The 15,583-nt window shown below is 58.9% G+C and carries 15 protein-coding genes; 10 read left to right on the top strand and 5 right to left on the bottom strand.

The features are described 5' to 3' along the window. Both FB555_RS04365 and FB555_RS04360 read right to left on the bottom strand, forming a co-directional pair. Positions 1 to 741, bottom strand: coding sequence for a hypothetical protein (locus FB555_RS04365; RefSeq protein WP_182484169.1), 741 nt, complete (start codon positions 739 to 741; stop codon positions 1 to 3). A gap of 45 nt (positions 742 to 786) precedes the next feature. Further along, positions 787 to 1,719 carry an EamA family transporter gene (locus FB555_RS04360; RefSeq protein WP_182484168.1) on the bottom strand — a complete coding sequence of 311 codons (933 nt, stop codon included), beginning with the start codon at positions 1,717 to 1,719 and terminating at the stop codon, positions 787 to 789. Positions 1,720 to 1,739: 20 nt separating this feature from the next. Between FB555_RS04360 and msrA the strand changes: the two genes are divergently transcribed. The 4 genes from msrA (at position 1,740) to ettA (ending at position 5,177) form a co-directional block, all read left to right on the top strand. Further along, the gene (msrA, locus tag FB555_RS04355; protein ID WP_182484167.1) at positions 1,740 to 2,264 is read left to right on the top strand and encodes a peptide-methionine (S)-S-oxide reductase MsrA; all 525 of its coding nucleotides are present in this window, start codon (positions 1,740 to 1,742) and stop codon (positions 2,262 to 2,264) included. A 120-nt stretch (positions 2,265 to 2,384) separates the two neighbouring features. Then, a complete protein-coding gene (ssb, locus tag FB555_RS04350; protein WP_182484166.1) occupies positions 2,385 to 2,858 on the top strand; it encodes a single-stranded DNA-binding protein in 474 nt (157 codons plus the stop codon). A gap of 128 nt (positions 2,859 to 2,986) precedes the next feature. Next, positions 2,987 to 3,472, top strand: a complete 486-nt coding sequence (locus FB555_RS04345) for a DUF6993 domain-containing protein (protein WP_182484165.1) — start codon at positions 2,987 to 2,989, stop codon at positions 3,470 to 3,472. 22 nt (positions 3,473 to 3,494) lie between these two features. Further along, positions 3,495 to 5,177: an energy-dependent translational throttle protein EttA gene (gene ettA / locus FB555_RS04340; RefSeq protein ID WP_182484164.1), complete on the top strand. Its 1,683-nt coding sequence runs from the start codon at positions 3,495 to 3,497 to the stop codon at positions 5,175 to 5,177. 72 nt (positions 5,178 to 5,249) lie between these two features. Here the strand turns inward: ettA and lexA are convergent, their stop codons facing one another. Further along, on the bottom strand, positions 5,250 to 5,957 hold the full coding sequence (gene lexA / locus FB555_RS04335) for a transcriptional repressor LexA (protein ID WP_182484163.1): 708 nt from the start codon (positions 5,955 to 5,957) through the stop codon (positions 5,250 to 5,252). Positions 5,958 to 6,224: 267 nt separating this feature from the next. Here lexA and FB555_RS10930 point away from each other — a divergent pair, with 267 nt between their 5' ends. From FB555_RS10930 to FB555_RS04305, 6 genes are all read left to right on the top strand, one after another. After that, positions 6,225 to 6,758 carry a LysM peptidoglycan-binding domain-containing protein gene (locus FB555_RS10930; protein ID WP_246323513.1) on the top strand — a complete coding sequence of 178 codons (534 nt, stop codon included), beginning with the start codon at positions 6,225 to 6,227 and terminating at the stop codon, positions 6,756 to 6,758. A gap of 32 nt (positions 6,759 to 6,790) precedes the next feature. Next, entirely contained in the window at positions 6,791 to 7,876 is a 1,086-nt protein-coding gene (locus tag FB555_RS04325) for a histidinol-phosphate transaminase (RefSeq protein WP_182484162.1), read from the top strand. A 75-nt stretch (positions 7,877 to 7,951) separates the two neighbouring features. Further along, positions 7,952 to 8,560: an imidazoleglycerol-phosphate dehydratase HisB gene (gene hisB / locus FB555_RS04320; RefSeq protein WP_182484161.1), complete on the top strand. Its 609-nt coding sequence runs from the start codon at positions 7,952 to 7,954 to the stop codon at positions 8,558 to 8,560. Then, positions 8,557 to 9,189 (top strand): imidazole glycerol phosphate synthase subunit HisH, encoded by a 633-nt coding sequence (gene hisH / locus FB555_RS04315; protein WP_182484160.1) that lies wholly within the window; start codon positions 8,557 to 8,559, stop codon positions 9,187 to 9,189. The genes hisB and hisH overlap by 4 nt, the downstream gene beginning before the upstream one ends. Positions 9,190 to 9,236: 47 nt before the next feature. After that, entirely contained in the window at positions 9,237 to 9,989 is a 753-nt protein-coding gene (gene priA / locus FB555_RS04310) for a bifunctional 1-(5-phosphoribosyl)-5-((5-phosphoribosylamino)methylideneamino)imidazole-4-carboxamide isomerase/phosphoribosylanthranilate isomerase PriA (protein WP_182484159.1), read from the top strand. Positions 9,990 to 10,001: 12 nt separating this feature from the next. Beyond that, complete coding sequence (locus tag FB555_RS04305) at positions 10,002 to 10,811, top strand: SseB family protein (protein WP_246323512.1); 810 nt, start codon at positions 10,002 to 10,004, stop codon at positions 10,809 to 10,811. 51 nt (positions 10,812 to 10,862) lie between these two features. Here FB555_RS04305 and FB555_RS04300 read toward each other — a convergent pair whose 3' ends face one another. Both FB555_RS04300 and FB555_RS04295 read right to left on the bottom strand, forming a co-directional pair. After that, positions 10,863 to 12,641, bottom strand: a complete 1,779-nt coding sequence (locus FB555_RS04300) for a YhgE/Pip family protein (protein ID WP_182484158.1) — start codon at positions 12,639 to 12,641, stop codon at positions 10,863 to 10,865. Next, positions 12,638 to 15,454 (bottom strand): MMPL family transporter, encoded by a 2,817-nt coding sequence (locus FB555_RS04295; RefSeq protein WP_182484157.1) that lies wholly within the window; start codon positions 15,452 to 15,454, stop codon positions 12,638 to 12,640. Before FB555_RS04295 ends, FB555_RS04300 begins: the two co-directional genes overlap by 4 nt. Positions 15,455 to 15,583: the final 129 nt, after the last annotated feature.

Genomic DNA, 15,583 nt, shown 5'->3' with positions numbered 1-15,583 from the left:
TTAGAAGACGCGGGGAAGGTTCTGATCGTCCTCGTCGTTCGCCGGTGGGCGCAAGGCTGAAAGGCCATCCACGTCATCGAGAAGTTGCTCTGTCTCAGACTGTACGACGGGTGCGGAGGCGGTCGAAGCGACGGGAACCGGAGCATTGCCTAAAAGATTCGAGAGCCCGTCTTGCTGGTGCTCCTGCGTATATTGCTCGGCAACCCACGCATCCTGGCTGGCAGCCGCGGCCGCCTCTGGCTGGACGGACTGGTATGCCCACCGCTCAAGGTCGCGGGCAAAAATCTTGTTGGCACGGCCAGGGCTGTTGACCCAGAGAAGAAGGCGGTCGCGAAACTCGGCCACAACAGGATCCAGCTGATACCCAAATGTCGCGGAAGTTCGCTTCATTTCGGAAAGTTGGTGTGCCGCCCAATCGGCAGCAGCTGCAGCGCCCTTGACGGGCATGAGGCGCACGCGAACGTCAATCTGGCCCACAGCACGGTCGCTCATAATCTGCTCTTGAGGGCTGAGACCGTTCCAGACGGATGCCTCGGTGGCCGCATCAATCAAGGCAGCGATGACGGCAGCCTTGGCCAAATCGTCGCTGGAGCGAATGTGACGCTTGCTCACGGAATTACCGATGAGCGCCCCAATTACGAGGGCAAGAATCATCGAGATGAAAAGGATGATTCCCGTGAGGACGGTGTTGCGGTTCTCGCTCGCGAGGAACCAATCTTGGATGTCATTCAACCACTGCATGTGGCGACAATACCCGGTGTTTGATCATGTGACGCGAAGCCACGCCTATTGTTGTCGGGATGCGAGGTCGAGGTCGATGACTTTGCCGGGCCGTGCTGTCTGCGCCAAAATAATGCCAGCCACCACGACGAGGGCCCCGACAATTTGCGTAGACGAGAGGGCCTCGCCCAGCCACAGCCAAGCTACGATGAAGGCGAAGATGACTTCTGACGATGCCACAATTCCCGCGGATGTTGCCTTCAGATGTTTCAGCGCGGAAAAGGAAAGATAAAAGGCGACGAACGAACCGATGGTCACGGCCCACAAGAGCGGCACCCACAGGGGAAGCATGACGGCGGACAGTGAGCCGGTCATCGAGATGTTCTGTGTGAAGAGGGAAAAATCCATCTGCCACCATCCGCTAAAAATTCCCCAGAAGAGTGACGCAAACAGCATCGCCCAAAATGTCATCGACATGACGGACATCCCCGTCAGCGCTCGTTCCCCCATCAAGAAATAGACGGTGTAGGCAGTGGCAGCGCCGAGCGCGAAGACCATCCCGAGGCCTTCGACGTTGCTGGTCCAGATTTGGGCAACCACCGCGAGGCCTACGAGGACCAGTCCAATGGCGATCCAGATGCGGCCACGCACGGCTTCCTTGAAAACGAACCGGGCGATGACAGCGACAGCGAGCACAGCGAGGTACTCGAAGAGCAGCGCGATACCAACAGGGATGCGCGCGATGGCCAGGGCATAAAACCACTGCAGCATGGCAACGCCAGCGATTCCAAGGATGGCCATGCCGAGCATCCGTTTGCGACTAATTCGAAAGGCGGTACGTTCGGTGAGCAGCAAAATTACGAATGAGATGAGCAGTGCCACGACAACTCGAAAGAACGTGATTTGGGCCGCAGACACGCCGGAATTCACGACGACCTTAACGACACTTCCGTTGGAGCCGAAAAGGATGGCCGCAAAAAAACCAATGATGTAACCCATGTTGTGTCTAATCTAGGGGCATGCACACTTTCGTATTAGCCGGCGGTTGTTTCTGGTGTCTTGATGCCGTTTATCGCACTTTGAATGGCGTTTCTGCCGTGGTCTCTGGGTACATCGGAGGCGAGGGCGCAAACCCCAGCTATGAAGAGGTGTGCACGGGTTTGACGGGCCACGTAGAGGCGGTTGCTGTGACGTTTGATCCTGCCGTGATCCCGGATCAGGTCATCCTGGACGTGTTCTTCTCCCTGCACGACCCCACCCAGCTGAACCGTCAGGGAAACGACGTGGGAACGCAGTACCGCTCGGCGATGTTCCCCGCTGATGACGCGCAGCGTGAGCTTTTCGAAAAGGCCATCGCGTTGGCGGCTACCTGGTGGGATGCCCCAGTGGTGACGACAATTGAACCGCTCGGGGCATTTTATGAGGCCGAGGAATACCATCAGGATTTCTTTGCCCGCAACCCGGGGCAGGGTTACTGCCTTGCCGTAGCGTTACCCAAGGTGAACAAAATTCGCAAGAGCTTCGCCCCATACATCAAGGATTAGTTCCCCTCCACCCCCGGCGCTCCTGCCAAGAGTTGTCCCCAACAGCTACCAAGGGCGACATTTTTTGGACCCTGGCGCGCCACAGTTCGTAGACGTGTTCTACAACTGAAAGGGGTCATCATGACCGACACGATTTTTCTCACCGGCGTTGTCGCAACGTCTCCGCGTCACGTAACGACCAGCGAGGGCCTCGCCATTACGAGTTTTCGCCTTGCGTCGAGTCAACGTCGCTATGACCGGGCACTCGCCAAATGGGTCGATGGCGACACGAACTGGTTCACTGTTTCTACTTTTCGAGCCCTCGCCACCAATGCGGCTGGCTCGGTTGCCAAAGGTGACAGGGTCGTGGTTAGCGGCCGATTGCGTGTTCGTGATTGGGAGAGCACGGATCGTTCGGGAACCAACGTAGAAATTGAGGCGGATGCCCTCGGTCACGACCTCTCGTGGGGCACGAGTGTTTACACCCGCCATGTTTCTGTCCCGGCCACCAGCAGCTGGGAGGACGTGACCCCTGTTTCCCTCGAGGACACCGATAACGAAATTAGTGCCGATGCTGACAACGATCGAGCAGACACAACTGTCGTGGCGGCTTAGGGACATTAGTTCCGGCTCACGCTAAAACCACGTGGCGGGTATTTACTCCCAGCTTGCAAACTGGAAGTCGATGCCCGCCTACACTTATTTTCACGACCCTCATTCATTTTTGATTCAAGGAAAAAACGTTGCGACTTCTTTCGACCACCGCAGTTTTTTTGGGGCTGACGTTGTTGCTCAGCGGATGCCAGTCCGGCGCTCAGCCGCCCGCTTCGAGTGAGACACCTTCGGCCGGTCACACGGGGGAGCCACGCCCCTTCCCCACGGCAAACACGGCCCCCCCTCCTGTCTTTCTCGCGGGAGGAACAGCAACGCAAAATTTGCCATATTTTGAATCCATCGTCGCGCAGGCTATTGCCGTTGATCCTGCGGTCTCGTCCTATGATGTTGCTGTTCTCGAATTGCAGAACGGCTTCGATCGCGAGGCAATCCAGTTCACATTCTCGCGAACGGCTGTGGGATTGGCCTCGGACAGTTCCACGATTGCCGTACTTTATGCGGGCGAGTGCATCATCGCGCAATATGGTCCCGTCATCACGGGTGTGCACGGCATTGTCCTCCCGGTCTTAGCCCAGGGCGGTTGCCTCATCGGCTCGCAGGTTCAGCGTCTCTAATCCCCGCCGGTAGAATTGCCTCATGGCTGAGTTCATTTATTCCATGGTCCGTGCCCGCAAGGCGGTTGGTGACAAAGTCATTCTTGACGATGTCACCATGTCGTTCTTCCCCGGTGCGAAGATCGGTGTGGTCGGGCCTAACGGTGCCGGTAAGTCCACCATCCTCAAAATTATGGCGGGCATGGATACCCCTAGCAACGGCGAAGCCAAGCTGAGTGCGGGTTATTCCGTTGGCATCCTCATGCAGGAACCGGTTCTCGATGAGACCAAAACGGTTCTCGAGAACGTGCAGGAAGGTGTTGGCCCGATCAAGGCCAAGATTGACCGCTTCAATGAGATTTCTGTCGAGCTCGCAGAGCCCGATGCGGACTATGACACCCTCTTGGGCGAAATGGGTATCCTCCAGGAACAGATTGATGCCGCGGATGCATGGGACCTGGATTCTCAGCTCGAGCAAGCGATGGATGCGCTTCGTTGCCCACCCTCCGACTCCGAAATCTCCGTCCTCTCCGGAGGTGAGAAGCGTCGCGTCGCGCTCTGCAAGCTCCTGCTTCAGAAGCCAGACCTCCTCCTACTCGATGAGCCCACTAACCACCTCGATGCCGAGAGCGTCCTGTGGCTCGAGCAGCACCTGGCCAAGTATCCCGGGGCCGTTCTGGCCGTCACCCACGATCGGTACTTCTTGGATCACGTCGCCGAATGGATCGCTGAAGTCGACCGCGGCAAGCTCTATCCCTACGAGGGCAACTACTCTACCTACCTAGAGAAGAAGGCCGCTCGTCTTGAAGTCCAAGGTAAGAAGGACGCCAAGCTCTCTAAGCGTTTGCAAGAAGAGCTCGAGTGGGTTCGCAGCAACTCCAAGGGCCGTCAGGCTAAGTCCAAGGCGCGCTTGGGCCGCTACGAAGAAATGGCCGCTGAAGCAGACCGCACCAGAAAACTGGACTTCGAAGAGATTCAGATTCCACCAGGACCCCGTCTGGGCTCCACTGTTCTCGAGGTCAAGAACCTCAAGAAAGGCTTCGGCGATCGGGTTCTGATCGACGGCCTCTCCTTCTCGCTGCCTCGCAATGGCATCGTCGGCATCATCGGTCCCAACGGTGTGGGTAAGACCACACTCTTCAAGACCATCGTGGGCCTCGAGCCAGCCGATGGCGGCGAAGTCAAGATCGGTGAAACGGTAAAGGTCTCTTACGTCGACCAGAGCCGTGGCGGTATTGACCCAAACAAGAACCTGTGGGAGGTCGTCTCCGGTGGCTTTGACTTCATCCAGGTCGGCAACGTTGAAGTGCCCAGCCGCGCCTACGTTTCGACCTTTGGATTCAAAGGCCCCGACCAGCAAAAGCGTGCCGGAATTCTCTCCGGTGGTGAGCGCAACCGCCTCAACTTGGCGCTGACCCTCAAGGAAGGTGGAAACCTCCTCCTGCTCGATGAGCCCACCAACGACCTCGACGTTGAAACACTGTCAAGTCTCGAAAACGCGTTGCTCGAGTTCCCCGGCTGCGCTGTGGTCATCACTCACGATAGGTGGTTCCTCGACCGCATCGCCACACACATCTTGTCCTACGAGGGCACCGAAGAAAACCCCGGTAACTGGTACTGGTTCGAAGGCAACTTCGACGCCTACGAAGAGAACAAAGTGGAGCGTCTCGGCGCTGATGCAGCGAACCCCCACCGCAGCACGTACCGCAAGCTCACGCGCGACTAACGAAAAAAAGAATGGACGAAGAGGGCGTCACATGAAGGTGGTGTCTTCTACCGCTAATTACGCGTCTCCGAGCTAGAGTGACCGAAGTACGGCAACAACCTTGCCCAAAATCTGAGCGTAGTCACCGAGAATCGGCTCAAAATTGCTGTTACGCGGCAAAAGCCACGTGTGACCATCGCGCTGGCGGAAGACCTTGACGGTTGCTTCGTCATCGAGCATGGCGGCAACGATCTCACCATTCTCGGCCGTCTTCTGGGTTCGAATGACAACCCAGTCACCGTCGCAGATGGCGGCGTCAATCATGGAATCGCCAACAACCTTGAGCATGAAGAGATCGCCCTGCCCGACCAGCTGTCGGGGGAGGGGAAATACTTCTTCAACCTGTTGATCGGCCGTAATGGGAATACCCGCGGCGATTCGGCCGACAAGTGGCACGAGAGCGGCATCTCCAATGGGGATGACGTTGTCGTAATGAGTCTGTTCAGATTCCGTTGGCTCGACAGACGGATCACCGACGGGAATGTCGATTAGCAATTCAATGGTGCGAGATCGCTTGGGATCGCGACGCATGAAGCCAGCGAGTTCCAGTTGGCCCAACTGGTGCGTCACGCTCGAGAGGGACTTGAGTCCAACGGCATCGCCGATCTCTTGCATGGTCGGGGCATAGCCGTTGACGTCGATGAATCGCGCAATCATTTCAAGGATGGTGCGCTGTTTCGGGCTTAGGTCCTTGCGACGGCGGGTGGCTACCCGATCGGCGGCGATGGAATCCTCAGACATGCTCTCTCTTTTCCTTGAGCCGGTGAGACGGCCACCGTTAGGTTCCGGTGTCAGTGGTCCCTGGTGGGATATCCCCGAATACCGAAACAGTATTCGAATATTTGCGTAAATACAAACATTTATTCGAGTGTTCTTCTAAATAATGCTCGATTCGTTCGAATATATGTCTTGACAGATAGTTTATTCGAATATATATTCGGAACATATCTTCGCACCGGGTGCTCCCGGCCGAGTATCCGGTGCGAGATTTCATCTAAGGAGATTGACATGAGTGCAGCTTTAGCTTTCACGGCAATGACGCACCGACCCTCGGGCTTCGGGTCTGACGGAGATGGGTACATTGACGAGCCGTGCAGCAGTGGCCAGGTGAAGCCCGGTAGCGCTCTCGGTTCCAATGTCAGTGGTGCTGGTCAGAGTGACAACGTGATCTTCGTCAACTTCCTCCCAGCCGCACCGGCGGCACTTGCCGCACCGGTTGCAGGTACCGCGCCGAGAACGAGTCTGCGCCTGACGCGCCGGGGGCGTCGAGTCATGGCCGCCCTCGTTGCGCTACCCATCGTCATTGCAGCTTTTGTTTTCGCCCTCAACGGCGGTGGTGCCATTGCCACCGCAGAGACGGCGCCCAACTCGTTTGCGTACGTGACCGTTGAAGCGGGTCAATCGCTCTGGCAACTGGCATCTGCTCTTGCACCCGCTGCTGATCCTCGTGACGTTATCGCCGAGATTGTCTCGCTCAACCAGATCAACGGCGACATTCAGCCAGGACAACGACTCGCAATTCCTCAGGCCTACAGCAAGTAATGCACTGTCGTCGGTCGTCATAAACTTGAAGGGTGACCAGCCTTAGTGATTTGCCCATTCGTGATGACCTCCGAGGACTAACGCCTTATGGAGCACCCCAAGCCCATGTTCGTGTTGAACTCAACGTCAACGAGAATACGCATCCGGTGCCGCAGCAGGTCATTGCAGAAATTATGTCGCGCATTGCGCAAGCTCTGACGACCATCAACCGTTACCCTGACCGCGAGTTCACAGAACTTCGGGCCAGTCTGGCTCAGTACCTCGGTCACGGGCTCGAGATCGAGAATATTTGGGCCGCCAACGGGTCGAACGAGGTCATCCAGCATGTCCTTCAGGCTTTCGGGGGTCCCGGAAGGTCTGTGTTGGCTTTTCCGCCGACATATTCGATGCATCCGATCATTGCGGCGGCCACCGGCACACAGTGGCTAACGGCCGAACGCGATGAAGGCTTCTACATTTCACCCGAAACCGCGGTGGCAGCAATTCGCGCCCACACGCCAGACGTCACATTTTTCTGCGCCCCGAATAACCCCACCGGCACACCGGTTTCCCTCGAGACAATCACAGCGGCCTATGACGCAACGAAGGGCATCGTCTTCGTGGATGAGGCATACGTTGAATTCGCGCCGACGTCCCACGGAACGGCCCTGAGCCTTCTGCAGGGGCGACCGCGCCTCATTGTCTCGCGCACGATGAGCAAGGCCTTCGCTTTCGCTGGCGCGCGCGTCGGTTATCTCGCGGCCGATCCTGCTGTTGTTGATGCGCTTCGTCTCGTTCGGTTGCCCTATCACCTCTCCGCATTGACCCAGGCTGCGGCGATCGGTGCCTTGGCACACACGCCCGCAATGCTGGCCATGGTCGATGACATCAAGACGCAACGTGACCGCCTCGTTCACGAGTTGGCCGTATTGGGGTTCACGCCGTACGAGAGTTCTGCCAACTTCGTCTTGTTCGGAAACGTGGCTGATCCACATGCAGTGTTCGAGAAGCTCCTGTCGCAAGGCATCATCATTCGCGATATTTGGATGCCCCACCACTTGCGGGTTACGGCCGGTACCCAGGCAGAGACGACCGAGTTTCTCACTGCCATCGCTGCTCTCGATGCTGCGCAGCGCTAGTACCGACTCGGTGGGCGCGTTACCCCACGGAGCGCGAGGCGTTGCATTTGCGGCCGTCGCGCTAAAGTTGTCCTCATGAGTACACGTCAGCGCACCGCCACAATTCGACGGGCCACGAGTGAATCGAGCATCGAATTGACGCTCAACCTCGATGGCACGGGCGTTTCCGATATTTCGACGTCGGTTCCCTTCTTCGACCACATGTTGACGGCGTTTGCCAAGCACTCCCTCACCGATCTGTCGGTCAAGGCCACGGGGGACACGCACATTGATGTGCATCACACTGTGGAGGACATCGGAATCTCCTTGGGGCTCGCGATTCGGGAAGCTCTCGGCGATAAAGCCGGTATCTCTCGGTTCGGTGACGCGCTCGTGCCCCTAGACGAGGCGCTCGTCCAGGCGGTAGTAGATATTTCAGGGCGTCCATTTCTCGTTCACACCGGTGAGCCTGCAGGTTTTGAATTCCACCTCATCGGTGGCCACTTCACGGGATCGATGGTTCGCCACGTCTTCGAAGCCATCACCTTCAACGCAGGACTGACGACGCACATCCGGGTTCTCGCTGGTCGCGACCCTCACCACATCGCCGAAGCCGAGTTCAAGGCGTTCGCACGCGCTTTCCGCCAGGCCAAGGCCCTGGATCCTCTCGTGAGCGGAATTCCCAGTACCAAGGGTGCTTTGTGAGTCGAAAGACCGTCGTCGTTTTTGATTATGGCACTGGCAATATTCATTCGGCCATCAAAGCCGTTGAACTTGCCGGGGCAACTGTCGAGCTGACGCGCGATAAGCAAAAGTGTGCGCAAGCCGATGGGCTTCTTGTGCCCGGTGTTGGTGCTTTTGCTGCCGTTATGGAGGCGCTCAACGCCGTGGACGGCGGTGAAATCATTGACCGTCGCCTGGCAGGTTCGCGGCCGGTTCTCGGTATTTGCGTGGGCATGCAGGTCATGTTTGAGAACGGTGTCGAAGGGGGAGTGGATACCCAGGGGCTCGGGGAGTGGCCGGGAACCGTGCGCAAACTAAACGCGCCCATTCTGCCGCACATGGGATGGAACAATATTGATGCCCCCAAAGACTCGGTGCTCTTTGACGGCCTCCACGACGAGCGGTTCTACTTCGTTCACTCCTTCGCGGCCACCGACTGGACCCTTGACGTAATGCCACCATTCCCGGCGCCGAAAGTGACGTGGGCCGAACACGGCGAACGTTTCGTTGCCGCGGTGGAGAATGGTCCACTCTGTGCCACACAGTTTCACCCCGAAAAGTCAGGGGAGGCGGGCATCCGCTTCTTGAAAAACTGGCTCGCAACTCTTTAGACCACTTTGCGTACCCCCGCAGTTACCTCAATTCAAGGATTTCTATCATGACGACCTCCGTTTCGAAGCAGTTTCCCGCCCTCGAACTTCTGCCCGCCGTTGATGTGGCCGAAGGCAAGGCCGTCCGGCTCACCCAGGGCGAGCTCGGCACGGAGACGAACTACGGGGACCCCGTGGATGCGGCCGCGGATTGGGCACGTCAAGGGGCGGAGTGGATTCACCTCGTTGACCTCGATGCTGCTTTTGGGCGCGGAGAAAACCGCAGCCTCCTGCGCCGAGTGATCACCGAGGTTCCGGGGGTCAAAATTGAGCTATCGGGTGGCATTCGTGATGATGAGAGCCTTATCAATGCCCTCGAAAGTGGAGCGACGCGCGTCAACCTCGGAACCGCCGCGTTGGAAGATCCTGAATGGGCGGCCACCGCAATCGCTCGATTTGGTGATCAAATTGCCGTGGGCCTTGACGTGCGTGGCGAGACTCTGGCGGCTCGCGGCTGGACGAAAGAGGGTGGCAACATCTGGGATGTCTTGGCTCGCCTGGAAGATGCCGGCTGTGCACGTTACGTGGTCACCGACGTCACGCGCGACGGTATGTTGAACGGGCCCAACCTCGACCTTCTGGCCGCCATCACAAAGCGCACGGGAAAGCCCGTCGTGGCATCCGGTGGTATCTCCAATCTCGACGACCTCATCGCTTTGCGCGCTCTGGTGCCCGTGGGAGTTGAAGGCGCGATTGTGGGCAAGGCCCTCTACGCGGGTAAGTTCACGCTCGAGCAGGCGCTGGCCGTCGCCTCGAAGTAGAAGATTCTTCCATTGAGCAACCACTCCGATTCTGCCGGTCAGTCATGGGCGGGGCGCTCGTTCGAACCGAATCCCAGTGCTGGTGATGACGGCTCCGCACCGCCCGCGCTGATGGCTGCCCTCGCAAGCTTTCGAGCCAGTGATCCACAGTCGCCGGAGCGCACAGCAACCCATATCGCCGTTGTCGACGCTATTCGCACGGCTCGCTTTCTGATCCCGTTGGTGGCCGAGGCCGGCGACGTGGGAGTCAATGCCGAGGGTCTCATGGTCGATAAAACGCAGGAGCTCGGCATCGTCACGGTGGCAGGCCCGGGGGAGCGCACCGTTCTTCCCGTCTTTACCAGTGTGAGTGCGATGACCGCATGGCGCACGGATGCCCGTCCCGTGCCCGCCGACGGAACACGCGTCGCCCTTGCCGCGGCTGGTGACGGTGCCCAATGGGTTGTTCTGGATCCCGGAAGTGCGTCCGAATTCGTCATCCGGCGACCAACCGTCGATGCCATCGCGCAGTCTCTCTCGTGGGTTCCCAGCCACGTTGATCCGCTCGTGATCGAAGCCTTTACACGGTCCATCGCAGCCCAGCAAGCTATCCGTGGCCTGACGTTGCATTCTGGTGATCCGGATGCCCGCGGTAACAACGACGAGCTTACGGTCGAGCTTGTGCTCGCCCCTCATCTCGAGCAGGATGACCTGCTCCTCATCGTCAATTCACTAGCAGACGTGTGGGCGGCGGAGCCAGTCATTTCCGAACGCGTCGACTCGTTGCGTGTGCACCTCATTCCCGACGCTGATGTCAACGCCCACCCGGACCCTCGCCTTTAGTCTTTAATCCCTAGTTCTGCGTCCTGAGACCTGGGCTCTGAGACTTGAGCCCTAGGCGGGTTTTGCCGCCTTGAGGAGTTGGCGAATGCTGACGCGGCGCTTTCGGGCCACGACCAAGGTGGTTGCGGCCAAGGCTGCCAATGCCCAGATGATGAGAGCCGTGATGGCGCCGCCGAGTCCCATGAACGGACTCCCGTTGAGCACCGCTTGCAAACTGGTGACAGCGGAGGTTGCCGGCGTAAAGCCGAGCGCGGTCACGAGAGCTGGCGGCACGGTGGCGATGACGCCGGTGACCAGAACGAGCAGGGCGATGCTCAGGGAAATGAGGCGCCCGGTACCCCCGAGCACGGCGATCAAGGCCTGGTTCGTCGCAGCGAACGCCACGCCAATCAAGGCGGAAATTCCGGCAATGGCGAGCCACTCACCGAATCCGTAGCCTTGAGCTAGGGCGATGATCGCCGCCACCAAAATGCCCTGAGTAGCACCAATTCCGGCCGGCACGAGAAACATTCGCAACGTCAAGAATGATGACGGACGCGTGGATTCCAGCAGTCTCTTGGGAAGAGCACCGAGGGCGACGAACGTGGCCAAAGCACCAATCCACAAGGCCAAGACAACGTATAACGGCGTGCTGGATTGACCAAAAGTGAGGGCGGTTCCGCCAGCAACGCCGACCGGGTTAGCGACGACATCGGCCAGCTGAGTCCGTTGAGCCTCGGTGTACGTCGGGAGCTGGGAAACTGCCGTCTGGAGACCGGCAGCAAGGTTCTGGGTGCCTGTCCCGAGCTCGGTGGCACCGCCGGCAATCCCTAGGATTCCCAAATGTAGTTGGGAACCCGCAGAGGCGAGGTTAGAAATTCCACCGGTCAGGGCAGGAATGCCGGCGGCCAAGCTCGCGGTGCCAGAGGCGAGTCCCGACGTTCCGGAGGCGACGCCGGCCGCGCCGGTCGCGACTCCCGATGCGGCGCCGGTCAGGGTGGCCAGCGATTCGCAGAATGCGGTGGATGCACCAGAATGGGCGCACGAGGCATTAAGTCCCGTCAGGCCGCCACTGACCTGAGCGGCAGCGCCCGATACTTGTTGCGCTCCCGCGTTCGTTTGGGCGGCTCCGTCCGAAAGTTGAGATGTTTGCGTCGGAAGGTCGGCGGTCTTTTGGGACAGCGCCGTGAGGCCCGAGGCCAGCTGGCTGGCACCGTTCGCCACCTGATTAGCGCCGTCGGCCAGAGCGAATGTCCCCGCGGCAAGATCCTTGGCCCCACTGGCGGCGGTGGCCAATTGACTTGAGAGTGTATTGAAGCCCAAATACACGTTTTCTAGGTAGTTCGTGGTCAGCTGTCGACCTAAGAGGGTCGCGGCCGTAGACGTAATGGCCGAGCTGATGGCGTTGTCGACGAGCAGACTCTTGTCGCTGGTGGCGACGTCGATCGTGGCTTGTTCCGCCTGGGAGGCATTACCTCCGGGCGACGTTGCTGCCGCGGAAAAGTTCTTGGGAATGGTGACGACGGCAACGTAGGCACCGCTCGTGAGTCCCTTGGCGGCTCCTGCGGCATCGGTGAGGACCCAGGTGAAGTTCGTGGATCCTTCCCCACCGCCGCTGACGAGTCCCGCTGAAAGTTGACGCCCGAGGGGAACGTATTGACCGTCAATGGTCACAGGCACATCGTTGTTGACGATCGCGGCTGTCACGGTGTGAAGGCGATCTCCCGGACTCCACAGACCCCAAATCAGCAAGCCGGCAACGATGAGCGGCACCATCACGAGGCCAACAATGGTCAGTGGTGAAACCCTGCCGTCGGGACGACGGGTCATGCGATTAAGGAGATTCGTCATGATGAGACCTTGGCTTTCGTTGAGACCGATTTCTTGGGAGTCGTGAATCTCAGAACCGTCGAAGTTTCTCCCTCGGGAAGGACGTCATGGAGCGCGTCGATCGGCGATTTTGTCGTCGTTCCCACCACAACAGTCAGGGGGCGGTTTCGCCGCCGTTTGTCACGCGTGGCGGCGAGCAGGGCGTCCCGAACCGCGGAACGAGCCTCAGGCGCGGCTACAGTATCGATTCCATCGATGACAAAAATATCAGGATGCTCGCGCAAAGCACGACGAATGACTCGGCTGAGATCACCGCTAGCAACAGCTCCGGCATCTAGGAGGCCAACCCGCTTGCGGACGGCGCTCGAACGAACGGGGAGGACCAATCCCATGACTTTAAGTTTGCCCTCCGTGGGCGTCAGGCGCCCGCTCAGGGTGAGGAGCAGTGCTGTGACGTTGAGAGCATGGTCCCCACGAACGATGAGGGTTTCGCCGGCCGGCAGAATCACGGCCACGTCTCGAAAGAGGTCGGCGGTCGGGGCGGATCCGCTGTCTCGTGTCAGGGTAAGACCCTCCGCGGCAATAGCGGCGGTTGAGTTCGGGCTGGGCCAATCTGCTAGGTCAAGCACACGTTGAACACCCTCGCCCTCCACGTCAAAGGAAGGAAGAGCGCGATCAAGCCACTGCGGCATCCACCAGGCGTGCTTGCCCAACAGTTGAAGAACGGCGGGAACGAAGGTCATTCGCACGATAAAGGCATCCACAAAAATGCCGACGGCCAGGCCGAGAGCGATGGGCTTGATGTTCGAGTCACCTTCGGGAACGAACGCAGCAAAAACGGCAAACATAATGATCGCGGCCGCGGTGACGACTTTGGCGGACCCTATGAATCCGGTGACGATACTTCGTCGAGCATTGCCGGAGTGAACATAGTCTTCGCGCATGCGCGCCACGAGGAAGACCTCATAGTCCATGGCCAAGCCAAACAAAACACCCATCAAGATAATCGGCATGAAGCTAAGAACGGGGCCCGCCTTGTCGACATGAAGAAGGTCCGCGAAAACGCCGTCGTTGAAGACGAGGGCGACGACACCAAACGATGCTCCGACGCTGAGAAGGTATCCCACCGCAGCCTTAACGGGCACCCAAATGGAACGAAAGACCATGGTCAACAGGATGAGCGAGAGCCCGACGACGATGAGCCCAAAGGGTAGCAGGGCGTTGCCCAGGCGATCCGAGACGTCAATTCCGACGGCAGTGAATCCGGTGACCGCGAGGTCAATCTTGTAGGTCTGCAAGAAATAGTCGTGCATGGAACGAATCTCCTGCACGAGGGCCTTCGTTTCGACGGAGTCGGGGGAACCGGTCGGGACCACTTGCACGATTCCAGTGTCGGCTTTTTCATTCGGCGTTGAAAGGGGAACGGCAGCGACCCCGGGGAGCTTCTCGAATTCAGTTTTCAGATCAGCCATCAGGCCGAGTGGATCTGTGCTGGTGACGATCGAGCCGGTGATGATGAGGGGTCCGTTGTAGCCGGCTCCGAAGTTCTTGGCGATCAAGTCGTAGGTAACTCGGGCTTGGCTGGTCGTGGGTAACGCGCCGGCATCCGGAAGCGCCAAGCGCAGGCCCAGGGCGGGGGCTGAGAGCAAGCCAATAGCGGCGATGACCGCAATGATCGTGACGATGGGAAAGCGGGTCACGGCCTTTACCCAGCCAGTGAAGAACCGACTCGGCTTCGGGCTATCAGGGGTCGTCGTTGGAAACTGCGTTGCCTCAGCAGAATTTTTACTCATCCGCCCGCCCACGGAGTCCTTCGGACGAAGGCGTTCGCCCGCAAATCCGAGCAGGGCGGGAATAAGGGTGATCGAGATGAGCACGGCAACGCCCACTCCCGCAGCGGCGGCAAGACCCATCGTGGTGAGGAACGGAATGCCGGCTACGCCCAGCCCAAGAAGGGCGATCATGACGGTGAGACCGGCAAAAATAACGGCGGATCCCGCGGTGGCGGTGGCCCGAGCAGCGGACTCCTCGGGAGATTGACCGTGCCGTAATTGATCCTGATGTCGAGAAATGATGAAGAGCGCGTAGTCAATTCCCACGGCAAGGCCGAGCATGAGGGCGAGCATTGGCGTGGTGGAGGTTACGGGGCCAAAGAGGGTTGCCACGAAGATTAGAGCAATCGAGATGCCAACCCCGAGGATTGCCGTGAAAAGGGGCATGCCAGCGGCAACGAACGATCCGAAGGTGATGATGAGAACGATTAGTGCAACCGCGACGCCAATGAGCTCGACGAGGCTCAGGGTTGGAAGACTTTGACTGAAAATTTCGCCGCCGAGGGAGACGGTCGACCCGGCGGGGAGCGTTTTTGCAAGGGCGTCCGAGGCGCCTTGAAGGGCATCCACCGAAGCGGCATCGATTGTCGCAGCGGAACCCGTGAACTGAATGCTCACCAGGCCAGCTTGGCCATTGTCGCTGAGAGAGCCGGTGACGGTGGAGCTATACGGGGATACTGCTCCCGCGATTTGGGGGAGCTTCGTGATGTCTGCCACGGCGCTATTTACAGCGCTGATGATGGCGGGATCATTGACGGTATCCCCGGGAGGTGCCTCAAAAACCAGTTGAGCGGAGGTGCCGCTGACCTGGGGAAAGTTTGCGGCGAGGGTTTGAAGCGCTACCTGTGATTCCGTTCCCGGGATGGAGATGGCGTTGTCGAGTCCCTTATTGAAGATTCCGGCGAACCCACCGATGACGACCAACGCCAGGATCCAGCCCACGAGAACCAGGCGTCGGGAACGGTACGCCCAACGGCCAAGCGAATAGAGAAGTGTTGACATGGTTGCCTTTAGTGAAGTGACGCCCGGGCGGTAGGGAGGCCCAAAAGCGCTCCGAATCGGTTAATACACGAATTCGATACACCAGTGTATCCAGAGGTAAATGTATTCGATACAGTGACGTATCGTTGC

This window comes from Alpinimonas psychrophila (assembly GCF_014137865.1).
GTDB classification, from domain to species: domain Bacteria; phylum Actinomycetota; class Actinomycetes; order Actinomycetales; family Microbacteriaceae; genus Alpinimonas; species Alpinimonas psychrophila.
The sequence above is the reverse complement of the archived record's forward strand: the minus strand, read 5'-3'. Positions and strand labels throughout refer to the sequence as shown.

Coding starts and splice junctions, on each gene's coding strand:
- FB555_RS04365 (WP_182484169.1), bottom strand. CDS start 741: ATGCAGTGGTTGAATGACATCCAAGATTGGTTCCTCGCGAGCGAGAAC.
- FB555_RS04360 (WP_182484168.1), bottom strand. CDS start 1,719: ATGGGTTACATCATTGGTTTTTTTGCGGCCATCCTTTTCGGCTCCAAC.
- msrA (WP_182484167.1), top strand. CDS start 1,740: ATGCACACTTTCGTATTAGCCGGCGGTTGTTTCTGGTGTCTTGATGCC.
- ssb (WP_182484166.1), top strand. CDS start 2,385: ATGACCGACACGATTTTTCTCACCGGCGTTGTCGCAACGTCTCCGCGT.
- ettA (WP_182484164.1), top strand. CDS start 3,495: ATGGCTGAGTTCATTTATTCCATGGTCCGTGCCCGCAAGGCGGTTGGT.
- lexA (WP_182484163.1), bottom strand. CDS start 5,957: ATGTCTGAGGATTCCATCGCCGCCGATCGGGTAGCCACCCGCCGTCGC.
- FB555_RS10930 (WP_246323513.1), top strand. CDS start 6,225: ATGAGTGCAGCTTTAGCTTTCACGGCAATGACGCACCGACCCTCGGGC.
- hisB (WP_182484161.1), top strand. CDS start 7,952: ATGAGTACACGTCAGCGCACCGCCACAATTCGACGGGCCACGAGTGAA.
- priA (WP_182484159.1), top strand. CDS start 9,237: ATGACGACCTCCGTTTCGAAGCAGTTTCCCGCCCTCGAACTTCTGCCC.
- FB555_RS04300 (WP_182484158.1), bottom strand. CDS start 12,641: ATGACGAATCTCCTTAATCGCATGACCCGTCGTCCCGACGGCAGGGTT.
- FB555_RS04295 (WP_182484157.1), bottom strand. CDS start 15,454: ATGTCAACACTTCTCTATTCGCTTGGCCGTTGGGCGTACCGTTCCCGA.